General features: G+C 65.2%; 13 protein-coding genes. 4 read left to right on the forward strand and 9 right to left on the reverse strand.

Annotated features, from left to right (window positions below; all coding sequences use genetic code 11):
• Window positions 1–21 precede the first annotated feature (21 nt).
• The 4 genes from ABFD92_01845 (at window position 22) to ABFD92_01860 (ending at window position 8,527) form a co-directional block, all read left to right on the forward strand.
• Window positions 22–2,937, forward strand: a complete 2,916-nt coding sequence (locus ABFD92_01845) for a hypothetical protein (GenBank protein MEN6503258.1) — start codon at window positions 22–24, stop codon at window positions 2,935–2,937.
• A 505-nt stretch (window positions 2,938–3,442) separates the two neighbouring features.
• On the forward strand, window positions 3,443–6,379 hold the full coding sequence (locus tag ABFD92_01850; GenBank protein ID MEN6503259.1) for a hypothetical protein: 2,937 nt from the start codon (window positions 3,443–3,445) through the stop codon (window positions 6,377–6,379).
• Between the two features lie 202 nt (window positions 6,380–6,581).
• A complete protein-coding gene (locus ABFD92_01855; GenBank protein MEN6503260.1) occupies window positions 6,582–7,787 on the forward strand; it encodes a YdjY domain-containing protein in 1,206 nt (401 codons plus the stop codon).
• Window positions 7,784–8,527, forward strand: a complete 744-nt coding sequence (locus tag ABFD92_01860; protein MEN6503261.1) for a hypothetical protein — start codon at window positions 7,784–7,786, stop codon at window positions 8,525–8,527. Before ABFD92_01855 ends, ABFD92_01860 begins: the two co-directional genes overlap by 4 nt.
• Before the next feature lie 29 nt (window positions 8,528–8,556).
• Here the strand turns inward: ABFD92_01860 and rdgB are convergent, their stop codons facing one another.
• The 9 genes from rdgB to ABFD92_01905 form a co-directional block, all read right to left on the reverse strand.
• Entirely contained in the window at window positions 8,557–9,189 is a 633-nt protein-coding gene (gene rdgB / locus ABFD92_01865) for an RdgB/HAM1 family non-canonical purine NTP pyrophosphatase (GenBank protein MEN6503262.1), read from the reverse strand.
• Window positions 9,186–10,103, reverse strand: coding sequence for a hypothetical protein (locus ABFD92_01870; GenBank protein MEN6503263.1), 918 nt, complete (start codon window positions 10,101–10,103; stop codon window positions 9,186–9,188). Before ABFD92_01870 ends, rdgB begins: the two co-directional genes overlap by 4 nt.
• Entirely contained in the window at window positions 10,100–10,912 is an 813-nt protein-coding gene (gene rph, locus ABFD92_01875; protein ID MEN6503264.1) for a ribonuclease PH, read from the reverse strand. The genes ABFD92_01870 and rph overlap by 4 nt, the downstream gene beginning before the upstream one ends.
• A 33-nt stretch (window positions 10,913–10,945) precedes the next feature.
• Window positions 10,946–11,869: an ornithine carbamoyltransferase gene (gene argF, locus ABFD92_01880; protein ID MEN6503265.1), complete on the reverse strand. Its 924-nt coding sequence runs from the start codon at window positions 11,867–11,869 to the stop codon at window positions 10,946–10,948.
• 2 nt (window positions 11,870–11,871) lie between these two features.
• Window positions 11,872–12,744 (reverse strand): acetylglutamate kinase, encoded by an 873-nt coding sequence (argB, locus tag ABFD92_01885; GenBank protein MEN6503266.1) that lies wholly within the window; start codon window positions 12,742–12,744, stop codon window positions 11,872–11,874.
• Window positions 12,745–13,207: 463 nt separating this feature from the next.
• Entirely contained in the window at window positions 13,208–15,079 is a 1,872-nt protein-coding gene (locus ABFD92_01890) for a biopolymer transporter ExbD (GenBank protein MEN6503267.1), read from the reverse strand.
• On the reverse strand, window positions 15,076–16,560 hold the full coding sequence (locus ABFD92_01895; protein MEN6503268.1) for a serine/threonine-protein kinase: 1,485 nt from the start codon (window positions 16,558–16,560) through the stop codon (window positions 15,076–15,078). Before ABFD92_01895 ends, ABFD92_01890 begins: the two co-directional genes overlap by 4 nt.
• 144 nt (window positions 16,561–16,704) lie before the next feature.
• Window positions 16,705–17,376: a sigma-70 family RNA polymerase sigma factor gene (locus ABFD92_01900; protein ID MEN6503269.1), complete on the reverse strand. Its 672-nt coding sequence runs from the start codon at window positions 17,374–17,376 to the stop codon at window positions 16,705–16,707.
• A 168-nt stretch (window positions 17,377–17,544) separates the two neighbouring features.
• Window positions 17,545–19,062, reverse strand: coding sequence for a sulfatase-like hydrolase/transferase (locus ABFD92_01905; protein MEN6503270.1), 1,518 nt, complete (start codon window positions 19,060–19,062; stop codon window positions 17,545–17,547).
• Between the last annotated feature and the right edge of the window lie 208 nt (window positions 19,063–19,270).

Here is a 19,270-nt window from a genome sequence, read left to right on the forward strand (position 1 = left end):
CGTGCATAAAGGAGTTGCAACGTGTCTGACCGGTATGGATTCCGCGTAACGGTGACGATGGTTCTGCTGGCCGCTCTGGCCGCCCCCGCCCTGGGCAAGGACGCCCCCGCAAGTCCCGCGACCGTCCTGCTCAATCAAGGGCTCGAGCAGTATCGCAACCGCGAGTACGCCGCCGCAAAGGCCACGCTCTTGCGCGTGGACGCCGCGGCCCTGAGCGACAGCGACAAGAACATCCTCCACGAGCGCCTCGGTCTCGTCGACGCCTCCATTCGAGGCCAGGCCGCCGCCCTGGAGTCGCTTGTCGCCGCCGACGCCGCCGTCAAGTCCGCCAACCTGACCAAGGCCAGGGAACTGCTGACGCGCTGCGCCAACAGCCACTTCCTCAGCCCCGCTCAACGCCAAGGCGCCGCCGAAAAACTTGCGGGTCTGGACAAGACCTCCCAGGCCGCCCCCACCACCGCGCCGGCCGTGACGGTTCAGGACGCCCCGCTCCAGCGCAGCGCCGCGATGAAGATCGCCCGCGCCGCCAAGGCCCGCGAATTATTCACCGAGGCCAAGGCCTCCCTCGAAGCCAACAAACCCGACCAGGCCCGCAAGCTCCTCGTCCAGGCCCTGGAACTGGACCCTTCGATGACCGAAGCCAAGGCCCAGCTTCAGTTCACCCAGAACCTGACGGGACAGACTCCCCCCAGCGGGCCGGTGGGAAGCCTCGCCGACCGCATCCGCGTGGCGCGCCAGCTCAACGACGTCGAGATCGACGCCGCCCTGGGACGCAGCAATGAACTGCTGGCCCGCGCCAAGGATGCCGAAGACTTCAAGACCGCCCTCAACGAAGCCCAGGTCGCCATGGACCGCCTCACGAGCAACCGCGACCTGTACAGCCGCAAAGAGTTCAACGACAAGCGCACGGTGATCGAGAACCAGATTCGCTTCATCCAGATGCGCCAGAACGAGTGGGTGCAGAAACGACTGGCCCAGCAGAACCTCGAACTCCAGCAGATCGAGAAGCAGCGCGTCGCCACCGAACTGGCCGACCAGAGACGCAAGGTCGAGACCCTGATGGCCCGTGCCCGCGAGCTGCGCAATGCCGGCAAGTACCCCCAGGCCCTGGAAGAAGTTCGACGCGTCCTGGCGATCGAGCCCGACAATCGCTGGGCCTTCGAGCGACAGGAAGACCTGGCCCAGCTCATCCTGCTTCAGGACGAAAAGCTGGCGGTCAAGGATCGCGACTACGCCGTCGACAAGGTGCTCATCGACACCCAGCGGACGGAGATCCCCTGGTGGAAAGAGATCGCCTATCCCAGGGACTGGCGCGAGCTGAGCGAACGTCGCAAGGAATACCAGGTCACCTCCGGCGAGGAATCGGCGCGAGACCGCGCCATCCGCGAGAAGCTCAAGCAGCGCATCAAAGAACTCCGCTTCGACGGCATCGAGCTCAAGGACGTCATCCAGTTCCTCCACGACGTCTCCGGCGTCAACATCGATCCGCGATGGAACGCCCTGGCCGCGGCGGGCATCAGCCGCAACACGCCCGTCAGCGACGTCCACCTGCAGGACGTGACGCTCTCCAAGGCCCTGGACACCATTCTCGGCCGCGTGGGCGCCTCGGTGCAGTTGTCGTGGGTGCTCGACGACGGCGTGGTCACCATCTCCACCTCCGACGACCTGGCCGGCGACCCCAAGTACCGCCAGACCCGCGTCTACGACATCCGCGACATGATGATCCGCCCGCCGATGTTCGTCGGTCCGCGCCTGGGCACCACCTCCGGTAACCAGAACGCCAACACCGGAACGGGACTGGGCGGCGGCCTGGCCACCGACGCCGCGGGCGTCGGAGGGCAGGCGCTGGGGACCGGAGGCGAGGAAGTCTCGCAGGAAGAGATCGTCAACAGCATCACCAATCTCATCACGACGACCATCGCCCCTGAGACCTGGCAGGACTCCCAGCGAGCCAGCATCCAGGCGATCAAGGGGCAACTGGTGGTCATGCAGACCCTCCAGAACCAGGACAAGATCGCCCAACTGCTCAGCCAGCTTCGCGAGGCCCAGGCGCTGCAGGTCTCGATCGAGACCCGCTTTATCCAGGTCCGCGACAGCTTCCTGCAGATGATCGGCGTCGAGTCCAGCATCACCCTCAGCAACACCAAGTTCTTCTCGACCTTGACCAATCCGCTGGTGATCGGACCGGCCACCGCCCCGCTGGGCGGGAACCTCGCCTGGGCGCTGAACCCCGGGTCCACGCAGATCGGTCTGGATATCTCGACCCTGGCGCCGCCGACAGCGTTTGAGATCAACAACGCCATCGTCGACGACATCACGGTGGCCTTCCTCATCCGCGCCACCCAGGCCAACGCCCACTCGCACCTGCTGACCGCCCCGCGAGTCACGCTGTTCAACGGGCAGCGTTCCTACATCATGGTCCAGCAGCAGGTGACTTACGTCCGGCAGTTTACCCTCACCCAGGCCTCCGTCAGCGCCGGGACGACCGCCACTCAGCAGCAGATCACCGTCGAGACAGCCGTGCTGTCGACCGGAACCATGCTCGACGTCCAGGCCACCATCTCCGACGACCGGCGGTACGTCACGCTGACGGTGCGACCTCAGATCAGCACCGGAAGCACCCGTACGCTCACCCTGGCCGGACTGGGCGATGCGCAGGGCAACCAGCTCCTCAACGCCATGGAACTGCCCGATCTGCTGACCAGCGAACTGGAGACGACCGTCTCGGTGCCCGACGGCGGAACGCTGCTGCTGGCCGGGCTCAAGCAGGCCGGACAACGCGAACGAGAACTGGGCGTTCCGATCCTGAGCAAGATCCCCATCATCAACCGCCTGACGAACAACCGCAGCAAGCTCCGTGACGACGATGTGCTGATCATCCTGATCAAGCCCAAGATCATCATCCCTCAGGAAGAAGAGCAGACCGCCTTCCCCTGATCGATCCGACTGCACGCCAAGGCCGCAAGTCCCCCGGGACTTGCGGCCTTTTTTTTTCGCCCGAAGATAAATTGAGCGCACTGCGCCAACGATCGGAGATCGCCAGTGCGGGAAAGCTCGACCGGTAGCGGTCGAGCTTGCTCGACGCGGTTTCTTCTCAGACGCGGCGGCGGGGCACCCGCCCGGATGAAGATCGCTTACGTTCCCGCATCGCGACATGCTCCATCCTGGTCCTGATCCTGATCCTCTGAATTTGTTTCTAATCGCGTAAATTCTGCACTCTTCGAACGCGTCCCGTTCACGTCGTTGTCCTCCTGGCGTGTTCCTGCCTTTGTGGTTAATCCGGGTCTTCCCCGTCCGGGTTTTTTTTGAAATACTTTTCTCTCAGAAAGTTCTTGATTTACTGCCGAAAACATATGGTGTAGTGTATGTGCATTGAACTAGACGCACTGCGGCCGCCGGCCCTTGTATCGGCGTCTGCGCGCAAGAGAAAAGGAGTTTCCTTGTGTCTATCCGGAACGGACTCCGCGTAGCCCTTTCGGCGGCATTGATCGCCTTGTCCAGCGTCGCCTGGGCTCAGGACAATCGGGCCGACCACGCCAAATCGCTGCTCGACAAAGGCCTGGGCGAGTTCAGGTCGCACAGCTATCGCCAGGCCAAGGCCACGCTGCTGCAGGTCAATGCCGAGGCGCTGAGCAAGACCGACCGCGCCGCCCTCAACGATCGCCTGAGCATCATCGACGGCGCGATCAAAGGCCAGGCCGCCGCAACCGAAGCCCTCGTCGCAGCCGAGGAGGCTCTCAAGAGCGGCAAGCTGGACGTGGCCGAGCGGAACTTCCAGACCGCCGCCGCCAGCGCCTTCCTGCCGCCCAGCCAGCGCCAGCACGCCTCGCAGCAGGCGGCGCTGATCGCTCGCAAGCAGGTCGCCTCTGCCGCCGCCAAGCCCGCTCCCGCCGCCGCGCCCGCGCAGGCGCCCACCACCGCCCCCGCCACGGCGCCGGCACAGAGCGAACAGTTGCTTGCCGCCGTGGCCGCGCGGCGAATGGAAGCCCGCCAGTTGTTCCGCCAGGGCCAGCAAGCCCTGGACGATAACAAGCCCGCCCAGGCCAAGAGCCTGTTCGAACGCGCCCTGCAGCTTGACCCCGACATGCCCGAGGCTCGGCGGCAACTGCAGTTCGCCAACGGTCTGATGGACACCGAACAGGAATCGACCCCGATCACCGAACTCGAACGCCGGCGCCGCGTCGCCCGCCAGATGGTCGAGCTGGAAATCAACCGCCAACTGGGCCTGAGCAACGAAGCCCTCTCCCGCGCCGACAGCGTCGACGACTTCAAGGCCGCCACCAACGCCGCCCAGTTGGCGATGGACGCCCTCAACAAGAGCAAGGAACTTTTCACCCTGGTGGAATATCGCCAGAAGTCCGCCCAGATCGACGGGCAGCTCAAGCACATCGAGAACCGCCAGGCGCAGTGGACTGCCCTGCGGGCCCAGAAGCAGATCACCGAGATGCGCAAGATCGAAGAGCAGCGCGTCGCCCGCGAGCGCACCCAGCGCCGCCAGCTCATCGCGACCCTGATGAACCAGGCCCGCACGCTCAAGTCCCAGCGGAAGTTCGAGCCCGCCCTGGACACCGTTCAGCGGATCCTGGCGCTGGACCCGGGCAACCGATGGGCGGTCGAAGAGCAGGAATGGCTGGCCCAGGCGATGCTGTTGGCCGAGCACAAACAAGTCGCCAAAGATTTCGAGTACCAGCACAACAACCTCATGATCGAACAGAAACGCGCCGAAACCCCGTGGTGGAACGAGTTGCAGTATCCCCGCGACTGGCGCGAGCTGACCGAACGCCGCAAGCAGTGGGGCGTCACGGCCATGACCGAATCCGAACGCGACCGCGCCGTCCGCAAACGCCTCAAGGAACGCATCAAGGAACTCAAGTTCGACGACATCGATTTCAAGGACGTCATTCAGTTCCTCCAGGACGTCTCGGGCGTCAGCATCGACCCGCGATGGAACGCGATGGCCGCGGTGGGCATCAGCAAGAACACCACCATCAACATTCAACTTCAGGACGTGACGCTGGAGAAGGCACTTCGCACGATCCTGAACAATCTGGCCGCCTCGGCCAGCCTGGACTGGGCGCTCGATGACGGGGTGATCACCATCTCCACCAGCGACGATCTGGCGGCCGACCCCAAACACCGCAAGACGCAGGTGTACGACATCCGCGACCTGTTGATCAATGCTCCGATCTTCACCGGCCCGCGCCTGCAACTGGCGAGCAACACCGGAAACCAGACCTCCACCGACACCGGCGCCGGCGGGCTGGGCGGGCTGGGCACGACCGTCGGCGGTCAGCAGGCGCTGGGCACCACCGTCGAGCAGACCACCGAGGAAATGACCAACGAGATCGTGGAACTGATCAAGAAGACCATCGACCCCAACTCGTGGCTGAACAACAACGAGACGGGCATCGCCCCGATGGCCGGACAACTGGTCATCACCCAGACCACCAAGAACCAGGATGCCATCGCCGCCCTGTTGAGCAAGCTTCGCGAAGCACGGGCGATGCAGATCTCCATCGAGGCGCGGTTCATCCAGGTCCGGGCCAGCTTCCTCCAGCGCATCGGTTTCCAGGCCACCGTCAGCATCGACAACACCGACACGCTGCGCGACCTGCAGAATAACCTGACGTTCGGCGGGGCGCCGATCTCCTGGGCCCACAACGTCAGCACCGGCGTCGGGCTCGACATCGGCGCCGCCGGCGGCGTCCCGGTGGCCTTCCAGATCCAGAACACCTTCATCGACGACCTCACGGTGAACTTCCTGCTTCAGGCCACGCAGGCCGACGCCCACACCCGCACCCTGACCGCTCCGCGCATCACGCTGTTCAACGGACAGCGGTCGTACATCGCCCTGGTCCGCACGCAGACCTACGTCGACAACTTCACCCTCACGCGGCAGATCATCACCAACCCCGACGGCTCATCCGGGCTCAACCAGACCGCCACCGTCACCACCGCCGACCTCCAGACCGGAACCATGCTCGACGTTCAGGCGGTTATCTCCGACGATCGTCGCTATGTCACCATGACGCTGCGGCCTCAGATTTCCACCGGGTCCACCCGCACCCTGACGCTGCAGAACTTCACCGACCCCGCCACCGGCAGCCAGACCATCAGCGCCATGGAACTGCCCACCACGCTCAACAGCGAAATCTCGTCCACCGTCACCTGCCCCGACGGCGGAACACTGATGCTCGGCAGCCTCAAACGCGCCGGCGAAGCCACCCGCGAAGAGGGCGTCCCGATCGCCAGCAAGATCCCGATCCTCAACCGCCTGACCAGCAACCGCTCGTTGACGCGCGATGACGACGTGCTGCTGATCCTCGTCAAGCCCAAGATCATCATCCAGAAGGAACAGGAAGAGCTGGCCTTCCCCTGATCCTGCTGGCGACATAGACGCCCCTCCACCGGGCCGCGACCTCCGTCGCGGCCCGGTTTTTTTATAGAGTCCGGCCGCCAACCGCTTTCGATGTTGTCCGCCTGGGTTGTGGGCAAGGGCGCGTCTGGGTGTTCTATTTGGCGGCAACCTGTTATGATAAACGCAGACATCGCCGCACAAGCTGCCCGGGAGACCTGACACCATGACAGCACTCCACCACACCCTGATCGCATCGCTGCTGTTGGCGCTGGCCGGCGCTGCGCCGGCCCAGACGACGACCCAGCCCGCCCCGCCCAAGGTCCTCAAGTTCCCCCACCTGCAGGTGGACCTGACCGCCCGCCAGATCACGCTCGACGCCACAGTGGTCCTTCGCGAGGGGCAACTGGAACTGCTGGTCTGCAAAGCCAAAAGCAAAGAGCACGAGAGCCTGCTGGCCACCCAGGCCCAGGCGGCTCACCTTCACGCCGGCCTGCTGGCGTTGGGGCTGACTGCCGGAAAAGCGGCCAAGTACTACGAGTCCCCCGTCGACGGCAAAGGCATGATGCTGCCCCCGCGAGGCGCCCGCCTGAACGTCCAGTTGCGGTGGAAAGACGCCAATGGCGTTGTCCAGACCGCCGACCCGACCGCGTGGCTCTCGACGACGGGCAACCAGCAGAACGCGGCCATGCCCCGCCATTGGATCTTCGTCGGCTCCGACATGCTCTCGGACGGCACGTACTGGGCCGACTCTGACGGCGACGTGATTTCGATCGCCAATTTTGCCGCGGCCGTGATCGATGTGCCCTTCGAGAGCTCCGACAAGAACGCGCAGTTGACCTACCAGGCCAACACCGCGGCGATTCCGCCGCTAACGACGCCGGTGCAGATCGTCATCACGGCGGTGGCAGGCGAGGAAAAAGCCGCCGACGCCCGCGCCACCGTTCACATCAACCGCTTTGGCGCCGCGCAGGTGTCGGGGCGGGAAGTGCCGCTGGATTCCCTCGCCCAGTGGGCTCGCAAACTCGCAAACGATCATGCCCGCTGCCAGGTCGTTCTGCGATGCGACCCGTACACGACCGCCCACGACATCGCGATGGTCCGCCGCGAGATCGAAGTCGGTCGCATCTTCGACATCCTGGTCGAGCACCCCATCCTCAACGCCGGCATGCTGCCGCGCACCACCGCCCAGGAGACTCAGACCCTCAAGAACTGGCAGGACAAGTTCGCCCAGGCCCAGCGGTCAGTCATCGACCCCGTCGAGGAGTCCGGAAAGACCCTCGAGCAACTCGACCAGGAAATTCGTTTTACCCGCGCCCAACTCGACCTGCTCACCCGCTATGCCCACCAGTTGCGCCAGGCCAGGTCAGAATACATCGCCACGACGCAACCGGCCGGCGCGGCAGCCCCCGCGGGAGCCTCCGATAAATGATCTCCCCCGGACAGACCGGCGACTCCCCGCGCCCATCCGCCAGCCGGCGGTACTGGGACAGCGACGGCAGGGCCTGCCTCGCCGCCGCCACCGTGACCGCGACGCTGCTGGGGGGGCTTTACCTTGCGCTGCACTTGGCGGGGCTGCCCCAGCGGTCACTGCTGATTTCGATCCCTGCCGTGTCGGGCGTCTGGGTCGCCCTGGCGTGCGGCGCCATGGCCTGCGGCGCCCGTGACGGCATCGGCGCGCTGCTGCGTGGCGGGACCGTTATTGACACCGCCGGGGGGATTCTGATCGTGCTGTGCCTGTCTACGCCCCTGCCGCTGCTGTCGGGGGTGCAGATCTACTTGATCCTGGCGGCCATGGGCGTCTTTGCCGTCGCGATGGCCCGGTTGGCGCGGGGGCGCGGCGCCCGCCTGGCGCTGGCGGCTTTGAGCGGAGCAATCCTGATTGCGGCGATGGCGTCGCCGCTGTGGGCGCCGAGCCTTTTGCAGACGCCGGCCGTTCGCCAGGCGGCGCTGGCGGCGGCGATCTATCCCAACAGCCTCTACAGCATCTGGTCGGTGGAAGGGCTGCGGTACGTCTGGCACGAAAGCGGGCTGATGTATGACATTTCGGGCATCCGCGACTATGCTCCGCCCAGGCCTCAGTGGTGGGCGCCGGTGGCGATCTACGCGCTGGCGGCTGCGGTTATTGCAGTGACGAAACTGCTCCGCAAGAAACCCATCGTAACAGGCTGAGAAGCTGCCAGGCCGCCAGCGGCGGCGGCTCAGGTCATCTGTTCCAGCATCTGCGCGAGCTGCTTGAGGGCCTTTCCCCGGTGGCTGATCTGATTCTTGGTCTGCCCGTCGAGCTCGGCGACAGTGCGCCCCAGTTCGGGCACGAGAAAGATCGGGTCGTAGCCAAAGCCGTTCTCGCCCCGCCTTTGGCGGATGATGATGCCCTCGACGCTACCCTGTGCGGTCAGGACGATCCTGTCCCCATCGGCCAGCGCCAAGCTGCAGACGAAGCGGGCGGTGCGCCTCGCGTCGTCGACGGTCTCCAACTCGGCCAGCAGGCGGGCGTTGTTGGCTCGGTCGATCGCCTCGCGGGCAGACCCGGCGGGGCAATCGCCGGCCGCATAGCGAGCGCTGTGAACTCCCGGGCGTCCGTCCAGGGCGTCGACGACCAGCCCCGAGTCGTCGGCAAGGCACCATTGCCCCGTGGCGGCGGCGTAATAGCGGGCCTTGAGGGCCGCGTTTTCCGCGAAGGTCGGGGCGTCTTCGACCGGTTCGCTCAGGTCCGGCCAGGCCTCCAGCGAAAGAATCTCCACCGGCGCCGCGGCCAAGGCGAGCTTGATCTCCCGCAGCTTTCCGCCGTTGCGCGTGGCGGCCACAATTCGTTGTTGCGCCGTGGCACTCATGGCAGCGTCATCAGGTCGTTGCGGTTGGCGGGCCCTGCCGGGGTCGCGGGCGCGGCGGGCGTCTTGGGCTTGCTGATCTGCAGGACCGTGCATGGACGGGCGACCTTGGTCGGTTGACCGGTGTTGCGGTCCTTCGCCAGGACCAGTTCCTGTCTGCCGTTGACGCAGAGGTACTTGAACCGGTCGGTCGTCAGAATCTTCCTGATGCGCTCATCGATGATCGTCAGCACCGGCGGGCGCTTCACGCCGTCGCCCTGGTCAACGGGCGTCTCCTGCATCGACGTTCGCGGGAACAGCCCGACCGTCACCGACGACTGGCTGGGACCGTGGAAGTAGTACGCCTCAAATCCGGCGTCGCGCAGCTCCTTGCAGAAATCGACGGCAAACTGCTTGCGTCCGACGTATTTCTGGTTGGTTCCTTCGATGGTCCTCTCGGGCATGTCGTAGAAGACGCCCACTTCGACCGTATAGACGTACAGGTCCTTCTGCTGGGTCAGGTCCCACTCCGGCGGACCGACAGGCTTGCCCGGAAGCACTTGGATGGCCGCGCTGATAAACGGTTTCCACGTGTTCGTTCCATCGCTGCGGACATATTCCTTGGCCTTCTTGAGATCGCTGCGGGCTGCCTCGATGGAAGGGTACTTGCTCCAGCACATCTGGCTGAAGCCTTCCTGGTCGACGACAAAGACATTCTTCCACCCCGTCTCGCGCTCGATTTCATCGCGCCACTGGGCCGCCTGCCGCGAATGCTCGGCCCCTCGCACCGCACCCAGGACGATGGTGACCTCGTCGGCATCCTTTGGCTTGGGCGCGAGCCGCTCCCCCTGCCAACTCATGCTGCGCGGTTCGCAACCGCATAGCGCAATGACGCCCCCGGCCAGCACGATCATCATCCTTGACAGTGGTGTCCTCATCGCAGTCCCTCGTCAATAGCCCGCCGCTGGGCCGCCAGCAATTGTCGAATCCCAGCCCGCGCCAGCGACAGCAACCGCTCCAGCTCGCCCGCATCGAACGGGCGCTTCTCGCTGGAGCCCTGAATCTCCACAAACTTGCCCCCGCGCACCATCGCCACGTTCATGTCCACGTCCGCCCGCGAGTCTTCCTGGTAATCCAGGTCGAGCATCGCCTCGCCGTTCACCACCCCCACCGACACCGCCGCCACGGCCGTGTGGATCGCCCCACGCTGAAACTTCCCTGCCGCCACCGCCCGCTCCGCCAGCAGCGACAATGCCACGTACGCGCCGGTGATAGCCGCCGTGCGCGTCCCGCCGTCGGCCTCGAGCACGTCGCAGTCCAGCGTCAGCGTCACCGGTCCGATCTTCTCCAGGCAAACCACGTTGCGCAGCGCCCGCCCGATCAGGCGCTGGATCTCGGTGGCGCGGCTGTCGCCTTTGGCGCCCGGGCGGCTCTTGCGCTGACCGGTCGACGCCGGAAGCATCCCGTACTCAGCCGTGACCCACCCTACCCCCAACTCGCGCCGCCACGGGGGCAGATTGCTCTCGCAACTGGCCGTGCAGATCACGCGCGTGCCGCCCATCTCGATCAGGCACGACCCGCCGGCCGTGCCGACAAAGTTGGGCGTGATCCGCACCGCTCGAAGCTGCCCCGCCCGCCGGCCATCATGTCGTAATCTGGGCATGTCGTGTGGCATGGGCGTCTCGCCCATGCTCCCTGTGGCATGGGCGTCTCGCCCATGCTCCCTGTCGCTGGCCCTCTTGCGCATCCCGCACAGGCTGGAAAGCCTGTGCCACCAGCCTCACTCGATCCCGCCCTGCCCGATCAGCACATCCAGCAGGCTGCGCTGGAAATGCAGGCGGTTTTCCGCCTGGCGGAAAATCGTCTCGGCGTGAGCCTCGAACGTCTCGTCGGTAATCTCATATCCGCGGTACGCCGGCAGGCAGTGCAGCACGACCGCCTGCGGCCCAGCCGCGGCCATCAGTTTCGCATTGACCTGGAACGAGCGGAAGACCTCGACGCGCTGGGCCTTTTCCGCCTCCTGCCCCATCGAGACCCAGGTGTCGGTGTAGATCGCATCGGCGCCGGCCACTGCCGCCGTCGTGTCGTCGGTCACCGTGAGCTTGGCGCCGGGGTCGAGCTTTGAGGCGAAGTCTTTCTCGAACTCATACCCGCGCGGGCAGGCCAGCACGAATTCGATGCCAAGCCGCGAACAGACCATCGCCAGACTGCGGGCCACGTTGTTACCGTCGCCCACGAAGACGAGCTTGCGCCCGGCGAGGTCGGCCCCCATCAGCTCCTGCAGCGTCATGATGTCGGCCATCGCCTGGCAGGGGTGCGAGTAGTCGGTCAGGGCATTGATGACCGGCACGCGTGCGTGCTGGGCCAGCTGCACGACGTACTCGTGCTTGAACGTGCGGGCCATGATGCCGTCGCACATGCGATCCAGCGTCCGAGCGCCGTCGGCGATCGACTCGCGCTGCCCCAGGCCGATGTCGCTCTTGGTCAGGTAGATCGCATGCCCGCCCAGGTGCGTCATGGCCGTCTCGAAACTCACGCGCGTGCGCAGCGAAGGCTTCTCGAAAATCATCGCCAGCGTCTTGCGCTCGAGCGTGGCCGGCAGGCGCCCGGCCTGGAAGGCCTTCTTGTCGTCCAGGGCCTTTTGCAGCAGGCGCGAGAGCTGTTGCGAACTGAAGTCGGTCAGGCTGATGAAGTCTTTGATCATGATTATTTCTGAATGAGCGTGCCCACGCCGCGGTCGGAGAAGATCTCCAGCAGCAGCGAATGGCTGAACCGTCCGTCGATAATGTGTGTGCGGGCCACCCCCGCGTCCAGCGCCCGCAGGCACGATTCCACTTTGGGCAGCATCCCGCCGCTGATCGTCTTGTCAGCGATCATCTTCTGAATCTGCGCTTCGGTCACCAGCGAGGCGAAGCTGTCCGGGTCGGCCGCATCGGTGCGGATACCGTGCGTGTCCGACACCATCACCAGCTTCTCGGCCACCAGCGCCGCCGCCACTTCGCCTGCCGCCGTGTCGGCGTTGCAGTTGAGCTTGGCGCCGCTGGCGTCGCGCGCCAGCGGGGCGATCACTGGAATGGTCCCAGCCGCACACAGCATCGCCACCAGCGCGGCGTTGACCTGCGTGACCTTGCCCACCAAGCCCAGGTCGATTTTCTTGCCCTCGGTCTCCAGGTAAAGCCGCTGCCCCTGCAGCACGCAACTGCTCAGGGTGTGCAGCCCCATCGCGCTGGCGCCCAGGCGCTGCATCTCGTCGACCATCTGGCGGTTGATCTCGTTGCACAGCACGTGCTCGACGACGTTCAACGCCGCCGTGTCCGTATACCGCCGCCCCTGCACGAACTCGACCTTGAGCCCCAGCGACTCCATCGCCGCCGAGATCGACTTGCCCCCGCCGTGGATAATCACCGGCCGCATGCCGACGGTACGCATGAAGACGACGTCGGTGAGCAGGCCCTTCATGGCCGAGGGGTCATCCATGATCGACCCGCCGACCTTGATGACGATGATCTTGTCGCGGAACCGCTGGATGTACGAAAGGGCTTCAATCAAAGCCCCGGCTTTGGTGATCGCTTCTTCCATCGCTCTCTCTTTCCCGAATGAAGAAGCAGTAAGAATACCGCGTTTCCGCCGTGTGCGTCAACCTTTGCTTAGGCGGCCGAGCCTTTCCATGCCGTGACCGGGGCGGGGACGGGGAGTGCGGGATTACGCGGATTAGAAGGATTAAGAGGATTGGGACAAGAGGTTGACGGGTGGCATGGCGACACGCGCAGCGGGTCGCCATGGGCATTCGGGGACGGGGAGTGCCGGATTGCGCGGATTAGAAGGATTAAGAGGATTGGGACAAGAGGTTGACGGGTGGCATGGCGACACACGGCAGCGGGTCGCCATGGGCATTCGGGGACGGGGAGTGCGGGATTACGCGGATTAGAAGGATTAAGAGGATTGGGACAAGAGGTTGACGGGTGGCATGGCGACACGCGGCAGCGGGTCGCCATGGGCATTCGGGGACGGGGAGTGCGGATCGGGATGGATGGCACGGCCTCTACTGGCGATCAGAAACCGAAAACTTTATTCGTGATGATTTGACCCCGGCACGGCGGAGCACATCCAGCACCCGCGCAAAATGCATGTGCCGGGCTTCCGCGTCCACCCGCACGGTCACATCCAGATCCGGGCTGTCACGTACCATGCCCTCAACCTTCTGCTGCAACTGCTCCAGCGTGAGCTCGCGGCCGTCGACGGCCAACGCCCCGTCCTTGCGGATGTTGACCAGCAGCGTCTGGCTCACCCCACTGGCCGGCTGCGACTGCGCCGCCCGCTCCTTCTCCAGCGCCGGCAAGGCGTAGCCGATCGAGGCCGTCACCACGCCATTCCTCCGCAGCACGTCGACCACCCGCTGCAACTGCTCAAGCTTGACGCCCTCGTCAGCATGAATCCCCGCCCCCGCCCCGGGGTTCTTCGCCAGAAACTCCGGAGCCATCTTCTCCCACTGCTCAAGCGTCACCGCCCTGCCATCGATTGTCATCGTCCCATCCGCCCTGACGCGCAGCGCCAGCGGCCGCGGGCGCGACGAAGCTTGCCCCGAAGGACTCGCGGTTTTGTGATTCGGCGACACTTCACCCGTCGTCGTCCTCACCCACCAGCCGCTGGTTCCATCGCAGGGAGATGAACCAGGCCCGCCTTTAACCACCGTGGAAGCAGGGGCATTCACAAAGGGGTTGCCAGGCAGCGACACCAGATATGGCCCATATGGGTATTCGTGAGGCGAGGCGGAACCCAGGCCTAACTGCCCCGCTGCGTTCGTTCGTCTGGTCAACTGCAGCTTGAACCATTCGCCGTCAAAATTGCCGTCGCGAAGCCCGGGCAGCCGGTCGTTGTGCTGTATCTTGTATAGCTGCACTTGAGAGTTGATTGTCTGGAGATCTGAATCCAACGCGGATCGTTTGACAAGGTACAGTTGATCTTCTTCCGCTGCCCGCATCCGATCCCGGAGGTAGACGCCGACGAAGCCCGCAGCGCCGGCTAAAACCGCCAGACTGCCCACGACCGCCAAAATGACAACCCAAGCGCGGCTTCTCACTTTTTGCGCGCGTAGAGCCGCGAAGGCTTCCATGACCTCGCGCTTGTTGAGCACCACCAGCGCCCAGATGCCAAAGGGCAGACCGATGATGCTGCCGGGAGCGGCGATCAGCGCCAGGATCGATCCGGCGATGGCCAGCCCGCGGCCGCGAAGGCGCAGCATACGAATTGCCGCTATGAAGATGATGATCGATGGAATCGTCGCGGCGGCCACCAGCAGCACGCCCCGGGACATCCCGCGGCTGACGGAGACCTGCGCCACGGGGCGGGGCTGGTCGGGCAGTTCCCTGTAGCTGCTGTCCCTCGCGGTTTCCTGCACCTGCACGCGAGGCAGGGCGTTGTTCCAACTAATCAGGCTGAACGCCCCCACCGCCGCCAGCACCGCCAGGTTGATCGCCCCAGCGATGATCAGACCCACCGCCGGGGCTTTGACAACCTGCCGGGCGTAATCGAATGACGGTTGTGGCACGGCTGGAGACGCCGGCGCAGCGGAGGCAGGCGACGTGGCAACCGGCCGATTCGCCGCACGCCAGGCCCAGCGAGCAATCAGGAAGTCCGCCACGATGCACACAAGGCAGGCGGACCAGGCCCAGATTGATTGCTCTTGCATCGTGCCGTGCCTCAGGCCAAACCCAAGCGCGGCGCTATAGAAGATGATCGCGTCCAGAAGCAGCAGCGGGAAGATCAGCACGTCGGCCACCGCCAGGGGCAGCCCGCACATCGCCCCGCCGGAGCGGCGGATTCTGGAAATCGCCACGGCCCCGCAGATGGTCGCCCCAATCGGGGCCGTCGCGGCTACCAGAATCAGCGGTGAAAGGACGAGTAGGATTTTCATGCCAGCCCCATCAGCAGCAGTCCAACCAGTCCCAGCCCGGCCCACACCGCGCCGACAATCGCCAGTCGGGAGAACTTCGCATCCACGCGCGGCGGCAGCGTCGGCCGCTCAGATCTGGCAGCAGCCGAGGCATCAACCTTGGCTCCCTCGCCTTGTTCGATCACGTGGCACCGGATCCAGCGGCAGCGCGAGCACCAGCCGAGCGTCCAGTTGCGCCCCTTGCCGAGGAGACGCACGCCGTACTTGCCCCAAGGCTCAGTCAAACCACACGTCTTGCAGCGGATGACCCAGCCCGGCGCGCGGCGTTCGTACGTTTCCTGTTGCTGCTGTTTCGCATCCAGCGTCTGGGACCCTGGCCGTTGGCCGGGCGTGGGGGCTTGATCGGCTGGGGCGTCGGGCGCGGCGGAGGTCTGGACGATGGTTTCGACATCCTGCTTGACCTGGCTGACCTGCTGATACCGCAGGGTCGGCTCGCGCTGCAGGGCGCGCAGGACGACTTCGTCCAGCCGCACATCGATGTGTACCTTGCGCGACGGCGGGGGGAACTTCTCGCTGCCCTTGGGCAACTCGCCGGTGAGCATCTGGTAGAAGACCACGCCCAGGGAGTAGATGTCGGCCCGATGGTCGACCTCGCCCGGGCGCTGCATCTGCTCGGGGGCCATGTACCGCGGCGTGCCCATGACGTGTCGTGTGGCATGGGCGTCTCGCCCATGCTCTTGCCGTGTGGCACGGGCGTCCCGCCCGTGCTCCCCGTCTTCTTGCCCCTCCACGGGCGGGACGCCCGTGGGACGCATGGGCGAGACGCCCATGCCACTGGAAACAAGCTTGGCCAGGCCGAAGTCGGCGATCTTCACCTGGCCGGTCCGGCTCATCAGGATGTTCTCGGGCTTGATGTCGCGATGCACGATCCCGCGGTCGTGGGCGTACTGCAGGGCGTCGCAGATCTGCGGCACGATCGCCAGGGCCTCGCGCGGGCCGGTGGTGCCGGCGTCGAGAATCTGCCGCAGGCTCAGGCCGTCGACGTACTCCATGATGAAGAAGTACAGATCTCCCGGCTGGCCGCCTGCGGTGAGGGGCCTCGAACCGAAGCTGTGGATCGTGACGATGTTGGGGTGGCTCAGGCGCGCCATCGCCTGGGCCTCACGGGCGAACCGCTGGGCGAAACTTTCCTGGCGGCCGATCTGCGGGGGCAAAATCTTCAGGGCCACCAGGCGGTCGAGGTCTTTCTGGCGGGCCTTGTAGACGGCCCCCATTCCGCCGCGCCCGATCAACTCGATGATGTCCAGTTCCGCAAACGCTTCAGCGAGTTCCTCCGGCTGCGGCGGCGACCAGCCGTTCTTCGCCCCCTGCTGATCATCGCCCGTAAACCCCTGCGTGTTGGTCTCGAGCCCGCGCTTGAGCAGGCACGCCGGGCACAGCCCGCCGGGCGTTTCACCCGTCAGAGCCTTGCCGCACTGCGGACATGTATTCGATTCAGCCATAAGTCCGTAGCATGGGCATCTTGCCCATGAGTTGCACGGGCGTCTCGCCCGTGCTCCTTCTTCTTCCCCTCGGGCAGGATGCCCGTGGAACTCACGGGCGAGACGCCCGTGCTACTTAACAGAGACGCATCAGCGGCCGGAATGTTACAGACAATCCAGCAGATGGGAGATTTCCTCCTCCACCTGTTCGGGCGTCTCGACCGTCTGGGCGATCTGGGACCGCAGCAGGTCTCGGTAGCGCCGCCGCAGACGATGCACGGCCACTCGGACGGTGCCCTCGGGCCAGCCCAGCCGCCCCGCTGCCGCGGAGTAATCGGCCTTTTCCCGATCGGCAGTCAGGAACGATTCAACTGTGGCGTACAGTTCGGCTTTGCCGGCGGCCGTGTATTCCTCCCGCAGGCGGGCAAGCGCCTGGTCGAGCACCGTCAGGGCCCATCGGCGGTCGAACAGGCGCTCGGGCGTCATGGATTCTACCGGCTCGAGCCGGTAGCGTGCCTCAGCGTCGCCGGAATCGAGGGGGATGATCTTCTTTCCGCCGCCGCGTTTGATCGCCCGCTGCATCGCGCGCTGGTTGGACATGTAGTGCCCTATGGCCGCCAGCAGGAACGAGCGGAACCTGCCCTTGGAACGATCCACCTGTGCCAGGAAGTCCTTCTCCAGCAGGCGGGCGAAGAAGCCCTGCACGAAATCCTCAGCCGAGTCGGCCGACTCGCCGCTGCGGCGGACGAAGGCGTAGAGCGGGAACCAGTAGGCCTGGGCGAGTTCCTCCAGAGCGCGCCGGCGACTGGACAGCGAGGCGTCTCCTTGCGCCGCCACGACGACGCTCCAGCGCGTCGCGGCAAACCGCGCCCTGCCGGCCGCGGGCCTATCCGTCGAAGATGTCGTCCCATCGCAACGTGTCACGACAGGCGTTATATCGCCCCGGACAACCGCTTTCAACCGGCGGTTCGCCGAAGAGCGGTGCTTGCCAGGCGGTTGGGCGCCTTATGCCCCGGCGATTCTTGGCATGGGCATATGTTCGTACTGCATCGTTGCCTGGAGGAACCGCTGGAGGAGTTGTGACTTGACCGGCGCGGCGGCAGGGTCGGACCAGAGGTTGTTCAGTTCGGCGGGGTCTTCCTGCAGGTCAAAGAGTTCCCCTTCGTCGCCGCGGGCGTAGACCGTGATCTTGTAGCGATCTTCGACGTACGTGCGCATGTGGAAATGCCGCCGCCCGTGGTGGTTCTCCGTTATCGACCACGTGCGAACCGCCCCGGCGCCTTGCCAGGCGGGCAACTGGTTCACGCCGGTCATCGCTTCGGGCACATCCAGACCCGCGGCCGCCAGGAAGGTGGGGGAATAATCCACCAGGTTCTGCAGGGCGGAACTGACGCGGGCGGCGGGGATTCGTCCCGGCCAGCGGGCAATCATCGGCACGCGGATCAGGTCTTCATAGTGATGAATGGCCTTGGCGGTCAGACCGTGCTGACCGAGAAAATGACCGTGGTCGGTGGTGAAAACCACCAGCGTATTTTCGGTCAGGCCCAGCGCATCCAGCGTGGCCAGCAGTTCGCCGATGCACGCGTCCATGAAGCTGACCATGCCGTAGTAGACGGCCATCTGCCGCTGGAGCGTTTGGCGGTCGACGAGATGGCTGTGGCCGCCATGCACCCACGCGTCGCCGAAGGCCTGGAAGTCCGGATCGTGCTGTTGAGTCATCGCGAAGTGGCGGGGGTTTCGGTCGTGCTCGCCGGGCGTCAGCGCGCCGGGGGCCATGTCCTGCGGGCGATACATGCTCGCCCAGGGCTTGGGAACGACGTATGGCGGGTGGGGGTCGAAGTGGTTGACGGACAGGAAGAACGGCCGCCCCCGGTCCTGCGCGCGATGGATCGCCTCGACGGACCGCTGCGTAATCCAGCGATTGTAGTGGAACCGCTCCGGCAGGGTCCAATGTCCGTCGCGGTCGAAGCTGCCGCGCCGGGCGACGTTGACGGGATAGGAGTCGAAGTAGTCGGCCCAATTCTCCAGGCCTTGCTCCTGCATCCAGAGGGCGTAATGCCCGCCGACGTGCGATTCGGTGCCGTGCATGCGGGCGGTTTCGAGGTGCTCGAAGCCGTACCAGGGCCCGTGAAAATTCCTCCAGAAATCCAGGTCGCGCAGGGTCGGCTGGCACTCGATCGACTCCCATGGCGGCCGGCTGGCCAGGGGCTGAAAATGCGCCTTGCCGATCAGGGCCGTGTCATAGTCCGCGCCTTTCAGCGCCTCGCCTACGGTTGGCACGCTTTGGGGCAGTTTCGTCCCCAGTGCCCATGCCCCGTGCTGCGAGGGGTAGAGCCCGGTAATGAGGCTGGCCCGCGTGGGTGTGCAGGTGGGATTGGGGCAATACGCCCGGTCGAACCGCGTGCCCTCGGCGCAGAGGCGGTCCAGCGCGGGTGTACGGATCCGCTCATTGACCGCGCCCAGCGTGCCAAAGTGCTGCTGGTCGGAAAGGATCAAAAGGATGTTCGGTGCGGTGGAACCCATTTGCTCGCTAACTGGTCAACTGGTTGAAAGATGACATTCTATTACCGCATCATCCCCCAGTCCAATCAACCCGCTAACGAGCCACAGCGCGGGGTGCGGGCTGCAATCGCAGAACGATGAGGCGGGCATGTAGAACAGAATCTCGACTATATGGGTCCGCGCATACCACAACCGGGGGCCAGATGCCGAAACCGCTGTGAAAAGTACA

The sequence above is a fragment of the Planctomycetaceae bacterium genome, assembly GCA_039680605.1.
Lineage (GTDB): Bacteria > Planctomycetota > Phycisphaerae > SM23-33 > SM23-33 > JAJFUU01.

Coding starts and splice junctions, on each gene's coding strand:
- ABFD92_01855 (MEN6503260.1), top strand. CDS start 6,582: ATGACAGCACTCCACCACACCCTGATCGCATCGCTGCTGTTGGCGCTG.
- ABFD92_01860 (MEN6503261.1), top strand. CDS start 7,784: ATGATCTCCCCCGGACAGACCGGCGACTCCCCGCGCCCATCCGCCAGC.
- rdgB (MEN6503262.1), bottom strand. CDS start 9,189: ATGAGTGCCACGGCGCAACAACGAATTGTGGCCGCCACGCGCAACGGC.
- ABFD92_01870 (MEN6503263.1), bottom strand. CDS start 10,103: ATGAGGACACCACTGTCAAGGATGATGATCGTGCTGGCCGGGGGCGTC.
- rph (MEN6503264.1), bottom strand. CDS start 10,912: ATGCGCAAGAGGGCCAGCGACAGGGAGCATGGGCGAGACGCCCATGCC.
- argF (MEN6503265.1), bottom strand. CDS start 11,869: ATGATCAAAGACTTCATCAGCCTGACCGACTTCAGTTCGCAACAGCTC.
- argB (MEN6503266.1), bottom strand. CDS start 12,744: ATGGAAGAAGCGATCACCAAAGCCGGGGCTTTGATTGAAGCCCTTTCG.
- ABFD92_01890 (MEN6503267.1), bottom strand. CDS start 15,079: ATGAAAATCCTACTCGTCCTTTCACCGCTGATTCTGGTAGCCGCGACG.
- ABFD92_01895 (MEN6503268.1), bottom strand. CDS start 16,560: ATGGCTGAATCGAATACATGTCCGCAGTGCGGCAAGGCTCTGACGGGT.
- ABFD92_01905 (MEN6503270.1), bottom strand. CDS start 19,062: ATGGGTTCCACCGCACCGAACATCCTTTTGATCCTTTCCGACCAGCAG.